General features: G+C 64.7%; 21 protein-coding genes. 15 read left to right on the forward strand and 6 right to left on the reverse strand.

Annotated elements, in window-relative coordinates:
- Window positions 1–12: 12 nt before the first annotated feature.
- Complete coding sequence (locus BSY238_RS06805; RefSeq protein ID WP_083223947.1) at window positions 13–1,119, reverse strand: efflux RND transporter periplasmic adaptor subunit; 1,107 nt, start codon at window positions 1,117–1,119, stop codon at window positions 13–15.
- On the reverse strand, window positions 1,112–1,351 hold the full coding sequence (locus tag BSY238_RS06810) for an RNA-binding protein (RefSeq protein ID WP_069038469.1): 240 nt from the start codon (window positions 1,349–1,351) through the stop codon (window positions 1,112–1,114). The genes BSY238_RS06805 and BSY238_RS06810 overlap by 8 nt, the downstream gene beginning before the upstream one ends.
- A 265-nt stretch (window positions 1,352–1,616) precedes the next feature.
- Between BSY238_RS06810 and BSY238_RS06815 the strand changes: the two genes are divergently transcribed.
- Window positions 1,617–1,982 carry a hypothetical protein gene (locus BSY238_RS06815; RefSeq protein ID WP_150123893.1) on the forward strand — a complete coding sequence of 122 codons (366 nt, stop codon included), beginning with the start codon at window positions 1,617–1,619 and terminating at the stop codon, window positions 1,980–1,982.
- Entirely contained in the window at window positions 1,894–2,481 is a 588-nt protein-coding gene (locus BSY238_RS06820; RefSeq protein ID WP_150123894.1) for a hypothetical protein, read from the forward strand. The genes BSY238_RS06815 and BSY238_RS06820 overlap by 89 nt, the downstream gene beginning before the upstream one ends.
- A gap of 54 nt (window positions 2,482–2,535) precedes the next feature.
- Here BSY238_RS06820 and BSY238_RS06825 read toward each other — a convergent pair whose 3' ends face one another.
- Both BSY238_RS06825 and BSY238_RS06830 read right to left on the reverse strand, forming a co-directional pair.
- Window positions 2,536–3,045: a hypothetical protein gene (locus BSY238_RS06825; protein ID WP_083223949.1), complete on the reverse strand. Its 510-nt coding sequence runs from the start codon at window positions 3,043–3,045 to the stop codon at window positions 2,536–2,538.
- A gap of 261 nt (window positions 3,046–3,306) precedes the next feature.
- A complete protein-coding gene (locus BSY238_RS06830) occupies window positions 3,307–3,888 on the reverse strand; it encodes a hypothetical protein (protein WP_083223950.1) in 582 nt (193 codons plus the stop codon).
- 399 nt (window positions 3,889–4,287) lie between these two features.
- Here BSY238_RS06830 and BSY238_RS06835 point away from each other — a divergent pair, with 399 nt between their 5' ends.
- From BSY238_RS06835 to BSY238_RS06865, 8 genes are all read left to right on the forward strand, one after another.
- Window positions 4,288–6,606 (forward strand): alpha/beta fold hydrolase, encoded by a 2,319-nt coding sequence (locus BSY238_RS06835; protein WP_069038471.1) that lies wholly within the window; start codon window positions 4,288–4,290, stop codon window positions 6,604–6,606.
- Window positions 6,607–6,657: 51 nt separating this feature from the next.
- Window positions 6,658–7,437: an enoyl-ACP reductase FabI gene (gene fabI, locus BSY238_RS06840; protein ID WP_069038472.1), complete on the forward strand. Its 780-nt coding sequence runs from the start codon at window positions 6,658–6,660 to the stop codon at window positions 7,435–7,437.
- A gap of 105 nt (window positions 7,438–7,542) precedes the next feature.
- Window positions 7,543–8,976, forward strand: a complete 1,434-nt coding sequence (locus BSY238_RS06845) for a bifunctional enoyl-CoA hydratase/phosphate acetyltransferase (protein WP_069038473.1) — start codon at window positions 7,543–7,545, stop codon at window positions 8,974–8,976.
- Window positions 8,973–10,190 (forward strand): acetate/propionate family kinase, encoded by a 1,218-nt coding sequence (locus tag BSY238_RS06850; RefSeq protein WP_069038474.1) that lies wholly within the window; start codon window positions 8,973–8,975, stop codon window positions 10,188–10,190. Before BSY238_RS06845 ends, BSY238_RS06850 begins: the two co-directional genes overlap by 4 nt.
- 306 nt (window positions 10,191–10,496) lie before the next feature.
- Complete coding sequence (locus tag BSY238_RS06855) at window positions 10,497–10,730, forward strand: YlcI/YnfO family protein (protein WP_069038475.1); 234 nt, start codon at window positions 10,497–10,499, stop codon at window positions 10,728–10,730.
- Between the two features lie 44 nt (window positions 10,731–10,774).
- Window positions 10,775–10,936 carry a hypothetical protein gene (locus tag BSY238_RS18525; protein ID WP_190295064.1) on the forward strand — a complete coding sequence of 54 codons (162 nt, stop codon included), beginning with the start codon at window positions 10,775–10,777 and terminating at the stop codon, window positions 10,934–10,936.
- 33 nt (window positions 10,937–10,969) lie between these two features.
- Window positions 10,970–11,092, forward strand: coding sequence for a plasmid stabilization protein (locus BSY238_RS18920; protein WP_150123895.1), 123 nt, complete (start codon window positions 10,970–10,972; stop codon window positions 11,090–11,092).
- A 361-nt stretch (window positions 11,093–11,453) separates the two neighbouring features.
- The gene (locus BSY238_RS06865; RefSeq protein WP_083223951.1) at window positions 11,454–12,191 is read left to right on the forward strand and encodes a PEP-CTERM sorting domain-containing protein; all 738 of its coding nucleotides are present in this window, start codon (window positions 11,454–11,456) and stop codon (window positions 12,189–12,191) included.
- A 184-nt stretch (window positions 12,192–12,375) separates the two neighbouring features.
- Here BSY238_RS06865 and BSY238_RS06870 read toward each other — a convergent pair whose 3' ends face one another.
- Complete coding sequence (locus BSY238_RS06870; protein WP_069038477.1) at window positions 12,376–13,230, reverse strand: YicC/YloC family endoribonuclease; 855 nt, start codon at window positions 13,228–13,230, stop codon at window positions 12,376–12,378.
- A gap of 163 nt (window positions 13,231–13,393) precedes the next feature.
- On the opposite strand from BSY238_RS06870, the gene BSY238_RS06875 reads away from it, so the two are divergent.
- The 5 genes from BSY238_RS06875 to hemW are packed head-to-tail and all read left to right on the forward strand — an operon-like array spanning window position 13,394 to window position 17,820.
- The gene (locus BSY238_RS06875; RefSeq protein ID WP_069038478.1) at window positions 13,394–14,362 is read left to right on the forward strand and encodes a serine/threonine protein kinase; all 969 of its coding nucleotides are present in this window, start codon (window positions 13,394–13,396) and stop codon (window positions 14,360–14,362) included.
- Window positions 14,359–15,279, forward strand: a complete 921-nt coding sequence (locus tag BSY238_RS06880) for a PP2C family protein-serine/threonine phosphatase (RefSeq protein WP_069038479.1) — start codon at window positions 14,359–14,361, stop codon at window positions 15,277–15,279. The genes BSY238_RS06875 and BSY238_RS06880 overlap by 4 nt, the downstream gene beginning before the upstream one ends.
- A 2-nt stretch (window positions 15,280–15,281) precedes the next feature.
- Window positions 15,282–16,004 (forward strand): ribonuclease PH, encoded by a 723-nt coding sequence (gene rph, locus BSY238_RS06885; RefSeq protein WP_069038480.1) that lies wholly within the window; start codon window positions 15,282–15,284, stop codon window positions 16,002–16,004.
- Complete coding sequence (gene rdgB / locus BSY238_RS06890; RefSeq protein ID WP_069038481.1) at window positions 16,001–16,603, forward strand: RdgB/HAM1 family non-canonical purine NTP pyrophosphatase; 603 nt, start codon at window positions 16,001–16,003, stop codon at window positions 16,601–16,603. Before rph ends, rdgB begins: the two co-directional genes overlap by 4 nt.
- The gene (hemW, locus tag BSY238_RS06895; RefSeq protein ID WP_069038482.1) at window positions 16,600–17,820 is read left to right on the forward strand and encodes a radical SAM family heme chaperone HemW; all 1,221 of its coding nucleotides are present in this window, start codon (window positions 16,600–16,602) and stop codon (window positions 17,818–17,820) included. The genes rdgB and hemW overlap by 4 nt, the downstream gene beginning before the upstream one ends.
- A 150-nt stretch (window positions 17,821–17,970) precedes the next feature.
- On the opposite strand, the gene trmB is transcribed toward hemW, so the two are convergent.
- Window positions 17,971–18,663, reverse strand: coding sequence for a tRNA (guanosine(46)-N7)-methyltransferase TrmB (trmB, locus tag BSY238_RS06900; protein ID WP_069038483.1), 693 nt, complete (start codon window positions 18,661–18,663; stop codon window positions 17,971–17,973).
- Window positions 18,664–18,684: the final 21 nt, after the last annotated feature.

Here is an 18,684-nt window from a genome sequence, read left to right on the forward strand (position 1 = left end):
CGCGCGCACGTCTCAGCGTTCATCGAGCGGGCGCACCTTCATGTCCTCGCGCAGCGCGCTCACGCCGGCGACCACGACGCGCTCGCCGGGTTGGAGACCGGACGTGATCACGACATCGCTGCCGCGAACGTCTGCGGTCCGCACGGTACGACGCGCAACCTGTCCGCCGGCGCCGACGACCCAGACGGACCGGTCGCCCGTCGCGTCGGCGGCGATGGCCGTGAGCGGCACGACCAGCGGCGCATCGGACGACTTCACCGTGCCGGCAAAGGGTATGACGGTCGCCGACATGCCCGGCAGCAGCTTCAGCCCGCCCGGCGGAGAACCGAGGGCGAGCACGATCTCGTAGGTCTGCGTCTGTGGGTCCGCCTCGGCGGCATATGACTTCAGGCGAAGTGGCACCGAAAGTGCATCCTGCCCCTCGAACACCGCCTGACCGACATCCTGGGCGTATTCGTTTCGCACGATGCGTTCGGGCACGTTGATCACGATCTCCAGCGCGCGCAGATCCTGCAGATCTGCGATCGGCTGATTGGCCTGTACATTGGCGAACGCTTCCAGCCGCCTGCGCGTGATCACCCCGTCGAAGGGCGCCCTGATGACCGCATCGTCCAGATTCTGCTGCGCGGTGGCGAGCTGGGTACGCGCCACTTCAAGCCGGGCGCGCCGGTCATCCACTTCCGAACGGGCGACGGCGAGTTCGGATTCCCACAGCCGCTGGTAGCGTTCGAGATCGGTCTTCGCGCGCTCGAACTCGGACTGCGCGGCATTCAGCTGGGCCTTGAACACCCCGTCCTCCAGGCGCGCAACGATCTGCCCCACCTTGACCCGGCTACCCTCGTTCAATGCGAATTCGGTCACGAAGCCGGGAACGCTGAACGACAGTTCGGCACGTCGCTCCGCGCGGACCCGGCCGGGAAAGCGCAACTTCGCGCCGTTGTCTGCCGTACCCACCTCGCGAATGAGCGCCGGACGCACGATATCCGCCGCGACCGGCGACGTTTCCGGCTTTCCACAACCGGTCAGCAACAGCAACAGCACCGCACATGACCAGGCGCCCGGCAGCCGGCTGAGGTCAACGAGCGCTGCGACGGCCTCCGGACAGCGGCGATCAGCCATGAAACATGACGCGCGCGTGCAGAAAGCGGTCGTTGTAATAGATGCCATCGATGCGCCGCGCGACCTTGGTCGCTTCCGCTACATCGATATCCATGTTGACGACGAACCAGGGCTTGTCCGGATCACCGTCGCGTACCGCCTGAATGTCGAGCACCGGACCGAAATGCGACATGCGCTCGCGCAGTTTTTCCATGTCGGCGTCCTCATGGAGGCCGGTCAATATGATCTTCATGAAAACCTCCGGCGCGCAGCCATGGCATGGGTGGGAAAACCGCCCGATTTTAGTGGATCGGCATCGCCGAACAATAGAAGTCGGCCCAAAATGGGCCGCCTCACCGGGACCCACGTGCTACCCGGTGGAGGCGCAATGGGAGCCGCCCGAAATGGGCCACTCATCTCGCCGTCGACTGTCCGCCTGGGTATGCTGAAGGCGTTCTGGCAGTGGCTTCACGCGCTGCCACAGTCGGGCCTGCAGCGGCTCATTCCGGAGTCCTCACATGAATACTCCCCTGCCGAAGCGTATGCGCTCGATATCCCTGCCGCTGTTATCGGGCGTACTGATCTGCCTGTCCGGCACCGTGCTGGCGACGGAAGACGGCTATTCGCCGCGCCGACTGGGTGCCTTTTCGGGCGCCATGAAATACTGCGAAGAGAAGCATGACGAGAAGGGGTCGCGCTACCAGCGGGTTCGCATGCGGATCGCGCGCGAAGTCGACGGCATGTCGAGGCGCGAGAAGGAAAGAGCGCTGGATGCGCGGGACAAGGCCTACGAACGTGGCCGCTTCCTGGGCAAGCGGCTGGACCGGGACGAATGCCGTTCGCTGCTGCGGCAAAGTGAATGGCAGCGTTATCGCGATGATTGAGGAATGGCGCATGAGCTGCACCAAAGCACTGTTGATGGCCTGCTCGCTGATGTGCTGCGCGCCTCTCGCCGCTGCCGATGACACCCGGACGGAGCCCACGCTGGATGACGTCCGGCGTTCGTTCGCCGAGGTCGACCGGAACCGCATCGACCACGTCAGCCGCGAGCTGGTCCTGCCACTGCCGGTTGCACGCAAGTTCTGGCCTGCCTACAACGCCTACCTGAGAAACCGGATTGCGCTGCGAGACAAACAGCTCGCAGCGCTCGTCGATTATGCAGATGCGCTCAATTCGGGCACGCTTGACGACGCCACGGCCACCCGTTTGCTGAACGACGGCATGGCGGATGAAACGGTGCGTATCGGTAACCGTCAGCAGTTCATCCGCAGCCTCGGTGAATTCCTCGCTCCACAGCAGCAGATGCGTCTGTACCAGATCGAAGTGCTGCTCGATGCGCAGGTCAGAGCCGGTCTGCTGCAGCAGATTCCGCTCGCCGAGTGATGCCCGGCTCGGCAGGCGGACGGCAAGGGCACCGGGGACGCCCCGGCCGTCGGCTCACTTGCCTTTAGATCTGACCTCGACCCGCTCCAGTATCCGCTGGAGACTTTCCGCCGTCTGCAGCAGCAGCAGGACGGTCTGTCTGGTGAATTCACGTTCTGCTTCGCCGATGGCCGAGCGTGTAAATACCCATTTTCCGTCCGGCGTCCGATCGGCCCTTCCCGCCGCACGCAAGCGCTCGAGCTTGCGCCTGACCGTCTCTTTCGGCAGCCCGGTGATCATGGTCAGTTCGGCCAGCCGCAGTGGCGCAAGATCCCCGCCGGATTTCATGCCGATTTCGTCGAGCACCTCCATCGGATCGGCATTCATCGGCAGAAAGGGAAGGTTGTTCATGTGCGCCAGAATCCCCCATATCATGGCCGACTCCAGATCGATCTCCAGCTCGATGCCGATCCGGCGCATGTGATTGAGCACGAACCGGTTGCAGACGAAGGCGAGAAGTCCGAATCCGCGCTCGTAACGCTGGTCGAAATCCGCCGGGATCAGCGGTGATGGGGTGCGGTTCACGTCGTGACTCCTGTGCACGATGAGGCGACTTGAGGTCGGGATGTCTCGCTCGCCCGCGCGGCACAGTCCAGAAGGGTGCCAACACGGCGCGGGATGGATGTTACGTCGCCGGGTTCGGGACGGGCGCAAGACACCCGCAAGACTAATCCGAAATGAGCGACGCACGGTATCCCCCGCCACAGGTCGCACGCATCACACCTGACATGGCAGGACTTTCTTGCCTGACCGCCGCGTCAATCCGTTCTCCGCGGCAGCACCCGCTTACCTTGACGTCCAGGAAGCATCCAGCGGAAGCGATGCGCCTTCGATGCGCACAACCACCCTCGCGTCGGCAAGCCGCCCTGCAAGTCGCCGCCAGTAGCGTTCCGGCCAGTGTGCATAGAGCCACAGCTCGGCCGGTTTCCACATGGCAACCCAGGCGAAGATGGTCAGGCTTTCGCGAATGCTCGACAGCACGCTGCCCGCGTCGTCCGGAATAGCCTGAGCACTTCCGAGCATGATGACGACACACAGAAGCCCCATCAGGCTGCTGAACCGGGCGTACTGGAAGTTGTTGGCGATACGTTGGGTGTGCACATCAGCCATGTTGCGGAAGTGACGCTTCATGGCGGGCGCAGCGGCATCGACAACGGCATGACGATCACTCTCGCAGGCCGGCCATGACGAAGCGTCAACGACCAGTTCGATGATGAACGCCTGCGATCGCCTTGCCTTTTTCGCGAGTTCGACCAGCCGGTCGGACACCTCGGCCGTGATGCCTGGTTCGGCCAGAGCCGACGCCCGGTCGATGCCGGCGTCCGCAGACCTCAGGCGAAGCGACAGGACCGCTGCGTTCCCTTTCATTGCGGCCTTCCATTGGCAGACACATTCGTGATGATCAGTGATCGGTCGGCGCGCGGATTGCCACGATTGCCTCGGTTTCAGCCAGGCGCTGCCGATCCAGGCCGCCGCCTGCCTCCGACGGCTCGCGGAAATCTATCAACAAGCTCGCCCGGTTTCTGCACGGGCCGCCCAAAATGGGCCGCAGGCGCTGTGAAACCGGGCCACCTTTTGTTTAAGTGACGGCGGAAACGCTCTGCGGGTGACGATGCGACCGCAGCGCACGCCAACGGCTGCTGCGTGACCGGCGAGGCCCCCGGCGCACAGTCGTCAAACCCGGCTTCCGCCGTCGACCGCACCCTGAACCGGAGCGCGGGAACGGCTCCGACTGCATCCGCATCGTCTTTCCGACGGGATACGCAGATGACTGATTTTGTGCAGCGGGCCGAACAGATCCGCGAGACCAGCCGGAAGATTTCCGCCTTGCTGGCCAGACGCATCGACGGCGCAAACGGGCGATTCCGGCAGCGCGTGCATGACACCACCACCCGTGAGGCGCCGGACTGGACCACTCTGGCCGAAGGCTGGGCGGAGTACATGACGGACGTGATGCAGCGCTCGGTGCTGTTTTGGGACACCCTGCACCAGCGCGGCAACCAGTTCGTCGCGCATCAGAAAGCCGGCCTGCCTCCGGTACTGGGGTTCGAGTACGAAACGGTGCTTGACGCGCGAACGTTCGGCCGGCCGGTCAACTACGCGTTGCTCCGCATCGTGCCGCCGGCGGGGGTGACGGTATATCCGGAGCGTCGCCCCTACGTGATCATCGATCCGCGTGCCGGTCACGGTCCCGGCATCGGCGGCTTCAAGGATGATTCCCAGGTGGGCGTCGCGCTGCGCGCGGGCCACCCGGTCTATTTCGTCACTTTCTTCCATGAACCCGAGCCCGGTCAGACCCTGCTTGACGTCACCGAAGCCGAGGCGGCATTCGTCAGCAAGGTGCGCGAACTTCATCCGCAGAGCGGCAAGCCCGTCATCGTCGGCAATTGCCAGGGCGGCTGGGCGGCGATGATGGTGGCAGCAACACACCCGGAGGAAGCCGGACCGGTGGTCATCAACGGCGCACCGATGTCCTACTGGGGCGGCGCATGGGAAGACGGTGACCACGACAACCCAATGCGATATGCCGGAGGACTTCTGGGTGGGACGTGGATGTCATCGATGATTTCCGACCTTTCGGACGGCATTTTCGATGGCGCCTGGCTGGTCCAGAATTTCGAGAACCTGAACCCCGCCAACTCGTACTGGAAGAAGTATTACCACCTGTTCGCCAATATCGATACCGAGCCGGCGCGCTTTCTTGAGTTCGAGCGCTGGTGGGGTGGCTTCTATCTGATGAATCGCGAAGAGATCGAGTGGATCACACAGACTCTTTTCATCGGCAACACACTGTGGGACGGCGGTGTCAAGGCACAATCCGGGCGCCCGATGGATCTGCGGGACATCCGTTCGCCCATCGTCCTGTTCGCATCGATGGGCGACAACATCACACCACCCGAACAGGCCTTCAACTGGGTCGCCGACATCTACGGCTCAACCGAAGAAATCAAGGCTCGTGGCCAGGTGATAGTCGGTCTGCTGCATGCGGACGTCGGTCACCTGGGTATCTTCGTGTCCGGTGCGGTGGCACGCAAGGAGCACGCCCAGATCGTTTCGGTGATGAAATCCATCGAAGCGCTGCCGCCCGGGCTGTACGGCATGAACATCCTGACCATCCGGTCCGACGGTGGAGAAGAACGGTACGAAGTGGAGTTCATCGAGCAGCGACTCGAAGACGTGAGCCGTCGGCTCAACCGCTACGCCCGGCAGGACGAGAAGCCCTTCGAGACGGTGGCCGCGATTTCCGGTTTCAACCAACGCGCCTATGAACTGTTTGCCCGGCCGCTGGTGCAGGGGATGGCCAACGAGGCGACGGCAAAGCTGGCGCGCGATTTTCACCCCCTGCGATTCCAGCGCTGGGCGATTTCCGACATCAACCCCTGGCTCGGCTGGCTCGCTCCGGCAGCGCAGGCGGTCAGGGCACAACGCACGCCGCTGGGTGGCGATCACCCGTGGCGAGTCATCGAAGCCGCGGCCTCGGACATCTTTTCGGCTTCGCTGGACTTCCAGCGTGACATCGGCAATGCGCTGAAGGAATGTCTTTTCTTCCACACGTACGGAAATCTCTTCACGCTGACTGCGACCAACGCTGGCAGCAACACGCCGGAGGCCGCCATCGAGCCAAGGAATCTGCCCATGGTGAAGGCCGCGCTGGGCAAACTGAGTGACGGCGGTTATACCGAAGCGGCTGCGCGCCTCGGCTTTCTGCTGCACCGGCACGGCGCGCCGATGCCGCTTTCGCGGCTGGAGCTGCGCGTCGATCTCGCCAAAGACCTTGCCCACTTGATGCCTTCCGGCGCACCGGACGAACTGCGGCGCATTCGCGGCGAACAGGAAATCATCGTCTGCTTCGAACCGGACAAGGCGATTTCCAGTCTGCCGACGCTTCTGCAGCGAGACGAGGACCGTGTGCGAATGCTTGCGCTGCTCGCTGCACTGACCGATGAACCGCGCGTGCGGGCCATGCAACTGACGCAGGATCAGGAGCAGATGATCCGCAGGATTCGGGAAGCCATCGCCCCGACGCCATCAGAGCGCAAGATAACGGTGCCACTATCGAAACGTAAGTCGGGGCGTTCGAGTTGAAAGTACTCGGATGCCCGCCAAAGAATTCTCATCTCGTATCGAGGGCTGCACATGGCTAACAGCAACAAGGGCGTTCTCAGCGGCAAGCGCGCGCTGATCATCGGCATCGCCAACGAAAACTCGATCGCCTGGGGCTGCGCGCGTGCGTTGCACGCGGCGGGTGCCGAACTGGCGATCACCTATCTCAACGACAAGGCGAAACCCTTTGTCGAACCGCTGGCGCAGCAACTCGGCGCCGAACTGCTGCTGCCGCTCGACGTGTCGGTGGCGGGTCAGATGGAAGACGTGTTCGCGACGATTCAGGGCACATGGCGTCGCCTGGACATTGCGCTGCACTCGATCGCGTTTGCACCCAGGGAGGCACTGGCCGGCGGTCTGATCGATTGCCCGGCCGATGGATTCGCCAAGGCCATGGACGTGTCGTGTCATTCCTTCATCCGCATGGCCCGGCTGGCTGCTCCGCTGATGACCGACGGCGGCTCGCTGTTCGCGATGAGCTATATGGGTGCCAACAAGGTGGTGCCCAACTACAACGTGATGGGCCCGTGCAAGGCGGCGCTCGAGGCCTCGGTGCGCTATCTGGCGTTCGAGCTCGGGCCGAAGGGCATCCGCGTGCATGCCATTTCGCCGGGGCCGCTGCGCACCCGGGCGGCGTCCGGACTCAAGGAATTCGATGAACTGTTGTATGAGGCGGTCCAGAAGTCGCCGATCAGCGGACTCGTCGACATCGACGATGTGGGCGTCGCCCTGACCTATCTGGCCACCGATTACGCGCGCCGACTTACCGGCTCGACCTTCTACGTGGACGGCGGCCACAACATCATGGCTTGATGCGGAGGCAGACCCGGGGCGCTCCCGGCTGAACCGGTTCCCGGCCAACCAGCCGCGGCGCGTACTTTCCAGACAACACCGACACACCTTGAACGCGGACAGCTCATGAACCACTTCACCGATCCCGATTCGCTCTGGATAGAAAACCGTACGTACGACGAAATCGCGGTGGGCGACACGGCCACCCTGCTGCGCACGCTGCGCCACGAAGACATCCACATGTTCGCCATCATGTCCGGCGACATCAACCCGGCGCACGTCGATGCCGAGTACGCCCGCTCGTCCATCTTCACCGAGGTCATCGCCCATGGCATGTGGGGCGGCGCTCTCATCTCCACCCTGCTGGGCACCCAGTTTCCCGGTCCCGGAACGATCTATGTCGACCAGACACTGCACTTCAGCCGCCCGGTAAGGGTCGGCGACACCGTCACCGTGACCGTGCGCTGCGATCGCAAGTTCGATCACAACAAGCACATGATTCTCGACTGCGTCTGCATCAATCAGCACGGAGAGAAGGTGATTCACGGCACCGCCGAAGTGCTGGCACCGAGCGACAAGGTCAGGCTGGTCAAGACGGAGTTGCCGGAATTCCGGCTGTCCGACACGAGGAAGACGCGCTTCGAACGCCTGATGCAGATCACGCACGGCCTGACGCCGATCTCGATGGCGGTGGCGCATCCCTGCGACGCTGAATCGCTGCGCGGCGCCCTGCTGGCGCGCGACCGCGGCCTGATCGTGCCGACACTGGTCGGCCCCGAGGCGAAGATTCGCCGGCTTGCCGAGGAGTTCGGCATGGATCTCGGCGATTGCCGGATCGTCGACACCCCGCACAGCCATGCATCGGCCGAGCGCGCGGTGGCACTGTGCCGCGCCGGCGAGTGCGAAGCCCTGATGAAGGGCAGCCTGCACACCGATGAACTGGTCAGCGAGGTGATCCGGAAGGACACAGGCCTGCGGACAGCGCGGCGCATGAGCCATGTGTTCGTGATGGACGTGCCGACCTATCCGCGGTTGATGCTGATCACCGATGCCGCGATCAACGTGGCGCCGACACTGCTGGAAAAGGCCGACATCGTGCAGAACGCGATCGACCTCGCGCACATCCTGCACATTCCGGAGCCGAAGGTCGCCCTGCTTGCCGCAGTGGAAACGGTCAATCCGGCGATGCCGTCGACGATCGACGCCGCCGCATTGTGCAAGATGGCGGATCGCGGTCAGATCCGGGGCGGACTGCTCGACGGCCCGCTGGCCTTCGACAACGCGATCTCGGCGGCGGCGGCGCTCACCAAGGGCATCCGGTCGGTGGTGGCGGGGCAGGCCGACATCCTCGTCGTACCCGACATCGAGTCGGGCAACATGCTCGCCAAACAGATGGAATACCTCGCCGAGGCGCTAGCCGCCGGCATCGTGCTGGGCGCCCGCGTACCGTTCGTGCTGACCAGCCGTGCCGATTCCGCCGAAACCCGGACCACCTCGACCGCCATCGCAGTCGTCATGGCGCATGCCAAGCGCAACGCAGTGACGAGGGGCGACGCATGAGCGATGCCGTGCTGACGCTCAACGCCGGCTCCAGTTCGATGAAGTTCGCGCTGTTCGCGTTGCCGGCGAACGGTCGCGACGTGCCGCAGCAAGCCCGCATGACCGGCCGCATCGACGGCATCGGAGCGGCCGGGCGGGCGGCCCGACTGACGGCCGAGGATGCGGCGGGCAACCGGCTGGAAGATGCCGAACTGCCGATCGAGGGGTCGGCGGAACTGCAGCACCGCGAGGCGCTGCGCCGTCTGGCGCAATGGCTCGTTGATTGCGATGCCGGATTGCGCATCACGGCGGTCGGTCATCGCGTGGTGCATGGCGGGCGCCGGTTTTCGGCACCGGTCCTGCTCGATGCGCAGGTGATCGCCACCTTGCGCGATCTGATTCCACTGGCGCCGCTGCATCAGCCGCACAACCTCGCCGGCATCGATGCGATGGCAAGCGCGCTGCCCGGCGTGCCGCAGGTGGCCTGCTTCGATACGGCGTTCCACCGCACGCAGCCGGACATTGCGCAGATGTTCGCGCTGCCGCGCCGGATCACCGCCGAGGGCGTGCTGCGCTACGGCTTCCATGGCCTGTCGTATGAATTCATCGCCGACGTGCTGCCGCACCATCTGCCGGCTGCGCAGGCGGATGGCCGGGTCATCGTCGCGCACCTCGGAAACGGTGCATCGATGTGCGGCATGCGCGCGCGCCGCAGCCAGGCGACCAGCATGGGCTTCACGGCGGTCGACGGACTGATGATGGGCACCCGCACCGGCAGCCTCGACCCCGGCGTGCTGCTTTACCTGATGGAACAGCACGGCATGGACGCACCGGCACTGACCCGCCTGCTGTACAGCGAATCCGGTCTGCTGGGCGTGTCGGGCCTGTCCTCGGACATGCGCACCCTGCTCGCATCGGATACCGCGGAAGCGGCGCAGGCGGTCGATCTGTTCTGCTATCGGGCGGTAAGGGAAATCGGCTCACTGGCCGCCGCCCTCGAAGGCATCGATGCACTGGTGTTCACCGGCGGCATCGGCGAACACGCGGCCGCCGTGCGCGAGCGGATCTGCCGGCTACTGGGCTGGATGGGCATCGCGTTCGACGCTGCCGCCAACTCATCCACCGCCAGCGCCGCCCCCCGCATCAGCACACCGGACAGCCGCGTAGCCGTCTGCGTCATCCCGACCAACGAAGAGTGGATGATCGCGCGCCACACCGCCGAACTCCTGTCCTGACCCACCGCGGTGCCACCCGATGCCGCAGCGTCATGCGGGGATTGCGCCCCTCGCCCGAATCAGCGGGAGAGGGGACGGCGGCAAGGTCAGAGGGGCCTGCTTCCCTCTACCGAATCAGCACGAGGAGAACAATGAGGTGATCTTCCATCGTCGCGCGCACCGCCGGCATTGATCGGAACGCTGCGGCCATCCCAGTAATGACTGCCGATTCTGGTTTCGAACTGAAGCCGGGACGAATAGGGGGCGCCGCATCCGGTTTGTGCAGACCCGCCGGAACTTGCGTCGCATCTGCGATGCACTTCCTTGATGAAGACTGCCGCCATCCCGTCCGTTCGCGTAGAACCCCACCTCTGCACAGAGATAGAGTCCGTGCTGGCAGATGGCGAGACGCTTTCCGAGTTTGTCGAAACAGCTGTTCGTGCGGGCGTCGCGCGGCATCGTATCCGTGAAGAGTTTGTGGCGCGCGGACTGCGCTCACGAGACGAAACGCGGCGCACCGGCGACTACGTTGACGCCGAGATCGCGCTTGACGGCCTGTAGCGCAAGCTAGATGCCGCGCGCGTCCGCATCGCCGCAAAGGACAAGTGACTTTCAAAGTCCGGCTGACGCGAGTCGCCGGGACGGACCTGGACCGGCTGCTCGATTTCCTCGTCGAATGGGAACTGGCCCATTACGGCGACAATCCGGATCTGCCGGAGCAGGCCATGAGCGCACTGCGCGCCGGCTCCGCGAGACTGAAATCCTAGCCCTTGACTTGCCAAAAGGCGGGCAACAGTCCCTTGCTCAGGGAACTGATCATTTCAGTCCGGCGATCGGGCTTCGTTACGCTGTTCGAGATCGAGGACCAATCGACCATTGCCGTCATCGCCGCACGCCGCTGGCTCGAAGGCGACAACCACTGAACTGAAGGTTGCGCCCCCACACGCTCCTCTCGTGCCCCCAAGCACCAGCGAACGACTGCGGTCTGTCTGCCCGGCGGTTCGCAATGCAAAGCTATGCATTGCGGCCCATAGACGTCACCCCGCCGTGAGCCCCGAAGCGGCCGGAGGAGCAGTCGACGCGTGCGCTGCGCACGGTGCGAGGCCCGCAGTGTGCGGGTAAGCGCCTATTGAGATCTGTCAGGTTTCTTTACAGAACATCCCGCACCGCGTGAAAAAGAATTGAAAAGCATCTGTTTCAAATGAATGTTTTTGAAGGGAGGTGGATGGCGCAAGTATTGCTGCGTCCTTTGCGATTTCTCAATCCCTTCGACCAGAGGCATACATGATTGCTTTTAAAACCTGGGTGGCTGCAGCCGCCATGGTGGCCCTTTCGGGCGTGGCGCAAGCCGCGCTGATCGACCGCGGCGGCGGCATGATCTACGACAGCACGCGCAACATCACGTGGCTGGCGGATATGAACTACGCGCTCAGTTCGGGGTACGCGGGGGCGAACGCGGGCAGTACTGGATCAAACCAGATCTTGACCAATGGCCGCATGGGCTGGGATGCCGCTGTCGCGTGGGCGGGCCAGCTTGTCTATGGCGGATTCAGCGACTGGCGGTTGCCGATGCTGAATCCGGCGGACACGAGCTGCGACAACAGCTTCGACCCCGGTGGCAGCTTTTCCATCGTGTATTTCGGTTTCAACTGCACCGGCGGTGAACTGAGTGGCCTGTTCGTCACCGACCTGGGCAACAAGCCCCGTGAGTCCGTTCTGAATCAGGAGGGCGACACGGCCGTGCAGATCGCCAACTTGGCCCTGTTCGAAAATGAGGACGGTGAGCAGACTGTGCAGCCCTTCGGCTACTGGTCCGGTACGGCGGACGCGCTGGATTCGGGCCGCGCGTGGATCTTCGGCCCCTCCAGCTTCCAGGGCGTCACCGAAAAGAGCAATGCGTTGCGTGCTGTGGCTGTGCGTCCCGGCGATGTGGCCACCTCTGTGCCGGAACCACAGACGCTGGCGTTGGTGCTGCTGGCTTTGGGCGCGAAGGTGGTGGCGCGCAGAAAGCAGCCATCTTGAGGCGTGGGTGCTTCGGGTCTTTTTGGGGAGTTGGGGGCAGTAGCCCCCAGCGGCGGGTTTTTTCGCTTGCGCGTGGCCGTTTCGTTTCCCGTCGACGACCGGTATCCGGGGTCGGGACGACCGCCGCCACTTGCTGGGCCCGCTGGCCCGGTGACACCGCAGGACAGCTCGGCACTTCACCCGCTTACTCGATGTTCTGCACCTGTTCGCGCATCTGCTCGATCAGCAGTTTCAGTTCCATCGCCACGTTGCCGACGTCCTGCGCGACCGACTTGGACGCCAGGGTATTCGCTTCCCGGTTCAGTTCCTGCATCAGGAAGTCGAGCCGCTTGCCGGCGGAACCACCCTTCGAGAGAATGCGTTCCACTTCCTCGAGGTGCGCACTCAGGCGGTTCAGTTCCTCGGCCACGTCGATGCGCACCGCGAACAGGCCCACTTCGGTGCGGATGCGATCGTCGTCGGCACTGCCGATCGCTTCCTGCAGCCGCTGGGTGAGCTTCGCCTGATACTCCTGCACCACTTCCGGTACGCGCGGCGTGACCTGCGCAACCAGTTCGCGCATGCGCGTCACGCGCTCCATCAGCATCGCCGCAAGGCGTACGCCCTCGCGCTGGCGCGATGCGGTCAGTTCGCCCAGCGCCTGCCGCACGGCGCGACCCGCCGCCTCAACCAGCGCTTCGGCCGACACCGCCTCGTCACCGAGCATGCCTGGCCAGCGCAGCACTTCGGCCACCGACAGCGGCGCGGCGTCAGGCAGGGCGTCGCGCACGCTGGCATCGAGCGCCACCAGCCGGGCCAGCAGCGGCGCGCTGAGCGCCAGTTCGCGCGCGCTGTCGCCGCCTGCCTGCAGGCCGCCACGGCAATCCACCTTGCCGCGCGACAGCGCGCCGGTGATCTGCTCGCGCAGCAGCGGCTCGGCAACGCGCAATTCGTCGGGCAGGCGGAAATGCAGGTCGAGGAAACGAGAATTAACCGTCCGCAGCTCAAGGTTCAGCGTTGTCTGGCCGACAGCCACTGCAGCTGTCGCAAAACCGGTCATGCTGTGAATGCTTGCCACGCGATGTTCCCTCAATGATTGTCAGGCATGATCCGCGTGGTCACCGATGGTCTGCGCGATCGCCTGAGTGGCTGTCGGGCAGCTTTACAGCGTGTTACCAAACGCCCAGAATCGCGCCAAAACCAGGATCATAGCGGCCCGCAGAATGCCCCCACAAGTCAATTGCGCCCTGCCGCCGGGCTTCGAACTCGATCAGTACCGCATCCACAGCCAATTGAGCCTGGGCGGGTTTTCGATCGTCTATCTGGCGCATGACCGCGACGAGACGCCGGTTGCCATCAAGGAATACCTGCCCAACGCGCTGGCGCTGCGCGAAGACGGCCAGATCACGCCGAACATTCCCGAAGAATTCCTGCCCGCCTTCCGCTACGGCATGAAGTGCTTTTTCGAGGAAGGCCGTGCGCTGGCCGGCCTGAATCATCCGAACGTGGTGCGCGTGCTCAATTTCTTCCGCGCCAACGAAACCGTCTACATGGTGATGCGCTACGAGCGCGGCCGTACGCTGCAGGAGTACATCACGCGGCGACGCGGCGAAATTCGCGAAAGCTTCATCCGCTACGTGTTCACGCGCCTGTTGAACGGCCTGCGCGAAGTGCATGCGCACAAGCTGCTGCACCTCGACCTGAAGCCGTCGAACATCTATCTGCGCAACAACGGCTCGCCGGTGCTGCTCGACTTCGGCGCGGCGCGCACCACGCTGATGGCCGACACGCCGATGCTCAAGCCGATGTACACGCCCGGCTTCGCAGCGCCGGAGCACTACCGCAACCGCGATCTGCTCGGGCCATGGAGCGACATCTACAGCGTAGGCGCCAGCATGTACGCCTGCCTGTCGGGCGGACCGCCGCAGGCCGCAGACCAGCGGCTGGACAGCGACAGCGTGATCCTCGCGTCGCAGCGCTGGATCGGCCAGTACTCGCCGCAACTGCTCGAAACCATAGACTGGTGCATGGATCTGAACCATCTGAAGCGGCCGCAGAGCGTGTTTGCGCTGCAGAAGGCGCTGGCGACCTGGGAGCGCGATCAGGTCGAGCCCGTGACGCCGGTCGAAAGCACCGAAGACAACTGGCTGGATCGCGTACGCGCCCGGCTGAGCGCGCTGGTGGGCAAATGAGATTCACGATCTTTCAGGAAAGCCGGGTCGGCAAGCGCAAGTCCAATCAGGACCGCATGGCCTATTCGTATTCGCGCGATGCGCTGCTGATGGTCATCGCCGACGGCATGGGCGGTCACCTGCAGGGCGAAGTCGCGGCGCAGATCGCCGTGCAGTACATGGTCGAATCCTTCCAGCGCGAAGCCAAGCCGCGCCTGGCCGATCCCTTCCTGTTCCTGTCGCGCGGCCTGACCAATGCGCACTGCGCCATTCTCGACTACGCCGACGAGCGCGACATCGAGGACGGACCGCGCACCACCTGTGTCGCCTGCGTGATCCAGGATTCGGTCGCCTACTGGGCGCACGCCGGTGACTCGCGCCTGTACGTGCTGCGCGCCGGTCACGTGATGACGCAGACGCGCGACCACTCGCGTGTGCAGCGCATGATCGATCGCGGCCTGCTGGACGAGGACGGCGCGATGACCCATCCGCACCGCAACCGCATCTACAGTTGCCTCGGTGGCCCGATCGCGCCGCAGATCGAGTACTCGCGCAAGACGCCGCTGCTCGCCGGCGATACGGTGTTCCTGTGCAGCGACGGCGTGTGGGGGCCGCTGGGCAATGACCAGCTGCTCAGGCTGTTCACCGAAATCGACGTGATGCAGGCGGTGCCGCGCGTGATGGACAGCGCCGAAGTCGCAGGTGGCGAAACCTGCGACAACCTGACCATGGTCGCGCTGAACTGGCATGACAGCTATGCCGAGGAACCTCGCGGCTCGGTGACGACCAAAACATTGCCGCTGGACCGCCACACCACGGTGCTAGAAGGCTTCGGAGACCGCGTGCCGATCCGCGAGGACTGGGACGAGTCGGCCATCGAGGCGGCCATCTCCGAAATCAATTCCGCCATCAACAAGTATTCCTCCAAAGGACAGTGACAGTGACCCGACCCAGTGGCCGCCGGCCCGACGAAGCGCGCACGCTGCGCATCACCCGCAATTTCACGCAGCATGCGGAGGGCTCGGTCCTGATCGAAGTCGGTGACACGCGCGTGCTGTGCACCGCCAGCGTCGAGGAAAGCCTGCCGCCTTTCCTGCGCGGCAAGGGTCAGGGCTGGGTGACCGCCGAATACGGCATGCTGCCTCGCTCGACCCACACGCGCAGCGCGCGCGAAGCGGCCAAGGGCAAGCAGAGCGGGCGCACGCAGGAAATCCAGCGCCTGATCGGCCGCAGCCTGCGCTCGGTAACCGATCTGGTCGCGCTCGGCGAGCGCCAGATCACGCTCGACTGTGACGTTCTGCAGGCCGACGGCGGCACGCGCTGCGCGTCCATCACCGGCGCCTGCGTGGCACTGCACGATGCGCTGAGCGGCCTGGTGAGCCAGGGCCTGATCGAGCGCAACCCGCTGCGCGAACTGGTGGCTGCGGTGTCGGTCGGTATCCATGAAGGCACGCCGGTACTCGATCTGGACTACCCGGAAGATTCCGCCTGCGACACCGACATGAATGTCGTCATGACCGCGAGCGGCGGCCTGTGCGAAGTGCAGGGCACGGCCGAAGGCAAGACGTTCTCGCGCGCCGAGCTGGGCATGCTGATGGATCTCGCGCAAGCCGGCATCGAAGGGCTGATCGCCGCGCAACGGCGCGCGCTCGGACTTTCATGAAAATCGAAAAACTCGTACTGGCCAGCAACAACGCCGGCAAATTGCGCGAATTGTCGGCGATGCTTGCGCCGCTCGGCATCGAAGTGGTCACGCAGGCCTCGCTCGGCGTCGCCGAAGCGGACGAGCCGCACATCACCTTTGTCGAGAACGCGCTGGCCAAGGCCCGCCATGCGTCGCGCGCAACCGGTCTGCCCGCGCTGGCCGATGACTCCGGCCTGTGCGTGAGTGCGCTAGGCGGACGGCCGGGCGTGCTGTCGGCGCGCTACGCCGGCGAGCCGAAATCCGATGTCGCCAACAACGCGAAACTGGTGACCGAGTTGCACGGCATCGAGGACCGCCGGGCACATTTCTATTCGGTCATCGTGCTGGTATGCGACGCCGACGACCCGCGGCCGCTGATCGCCGACGGCGAGTGGCACGGCGAAATCATCGAGTCGCCGCGTGGCGATGCCGGCTTCGGCTACGACCCGCACTTCTGGGTGCCGTCGCTCGAACAGACCGCCGCCGAGCTGGCGCCCGAACTGAAGAACACGCTGTCGCATCGCGCCTCGGCCATGCGTCACCTGCTGACGCGGCTGCAGGCGCTCACTGGCGGATGAGCCGGGTCATTCCGCTGGTCCCGGCGCGCTCGCTCAGCCTGGGGCACGCGCCGGCAGACCGGCCAGCCGTACTCGAATTCACCGTACCGCCACCGCTCGCGCTGTACATCCACTTTCCGTGGTGCGTGCGCAAGTGCCCGTATTGCGACTTCAACTCGCATGCGGTGCGCGACGGCATTCCGGAAGACGCCTACCTGGCGACACTGGTCGCCGACCTTGAGGCATCGCTGCCCGACATCTGGGGCCGGCGCATCCACAGCATCTTCTTCGGTGGCGGCACACCCAGCCTGATGTCGCCCGCCGGGCTGGACCGCCTGCTGACGGCGGTACGCGCCCGCGTGAATCTGTCGCCGGGCGCGGAAATCACGCTCGAAGCCAACCCGGGCACGGTGGAAGCCGAACGCTTCGCCGGCTTTCGCGACGCTGGCGTGAACCGGCTGTCGATCGGCGTGCAGAGCTTCGATGACCGTCACCTCGCCGCACTCGGCCGCATCCACGACGCCAACGAGGCGCAGCGCGCGATCGAACTGGCGCAGCGTACCTTCGAGCGGGTGAACATCGACCTGATGTACGCCCTGCCGCAGCAGACGATGAACGAAGCATTGCGCGACCTCGACACCGCACTGGCCACCGGGGTGACCCATCTTTCCTGCTATCACCTGACGCTGGAACCCAATACTCCGTTCGCGGCCCATCCGCCCGAACTGCCGGACGACGACACCTCGGCCGACATGCAGGAGGCCATCGAGGCACGGTTGGCGGACGCCGGCTTCCTGCACTACGAAACGTCAGCCTTTGCACAGCCCGGCAGGCAATGCCTGCACAACCTGAACTACTGGCAGTTCGGCGACTACCTGGGCATCGGCGCCGGCGCACACGGCAAGCTGAGTTTTCACGACCGGGTACGGCGCGACATGCGGTACAAGCACCCGGGCGCCTACCTCGAGGCCGCAGCGCAGGGCCGCTTCGTGCAGGAATCACGCGAGGTCGGCGCGGCCGAGCTGCCATTCGAATTCATGATGAATGCCGCACGCCTGAATGACGGCTTCGCGCTCGACCTGTTCGAGCGCCATACCGCCCTGCCGCTCGACGCGCTGATGCCGCGACTGCTGGCGGCGCGCGAAGACGGGCTGCTGGAGCTGGATGCCGGCCGCGTGACACCTACCCTGCGCGGACGGCGATTTCTGAACGAACTGCTGCAGCGCTTTCTGGACTGAATCGTCGAGCCGACGGCGGGGGACGGTTGGCTGGGTGTGGAGCGTTGGGCATCGCTGCGCTCACCCCAACCTACGAGTGAGGCGAGGTTGCGAATCCAGCCCGGCATGTAGGTTGGGGTGAGCGCAGCGATGCCCAACACCGGTCAGAGCTCAGGCGACGCGGCGGAAGATGACGTCCCACACGCCGTGTCCGAGCCGCAGGCCGCGCGCTTCGAACTTGGTCAGCGGGCGATAGTCCGGACGCGGCGCGAAACCGTCGGCGGTGTTCTCCAGCAAGGGTTCGGCGGACAGCACGTCCAGCATCTGCTGGCCGTAGTCCTCGATGTCGGTCGCACAGTGCAGATAGCCACCGGGCGCCAGTTTCGACGCAAGCTGCGCCACCAGCGGCGGCTGGATCAACCGGCGCTTCAGGTGGCGTTTCTTCGGCCACGGGTCGGGAAAATAGACATGGATGCCGGCCAGAGAAGCAACGGGAATCATGTCGCGCAGCACCTCGACCGCATCGTGCTGGATCACCCGCACATTGGTCAGGCCCTGTTCGGCGATCAGCTTGAACATCGAGCCCACGCCCGGCCCGTGCACCTCGATGCCGATGAAATCGGTATCCGGTCGCGCGGCTGCGATTTCGGCGGTGGTGAAACCCATGCCGAAACCGATTTCCAGCACCACCGGCGCATTCCTGCCGAACACGGCCGCGCAGTCCAGCGCGTGAGCCGCGTAGGGGATGCCCCAGCGCGGCATGCCCTCTTCGATGGAGCGCGTCTGCGCAGGCGACATGCGGCCCTGACGCAGCACATAGCTGCGGATGTGACGGTGTTCAGGGCTGTCCGGGGTATCGGTCATGAAAGGCAATCAGGCGGGCGG

The organism is Methyloversatilis sp. RAC08 (assembly GCF_001713355.1).
GTDB lineage: Bacteria > Pseudomonadota > Gammaproteobacteria > Burkholderiales > Rhodocyclaceae > Methyloversatilis.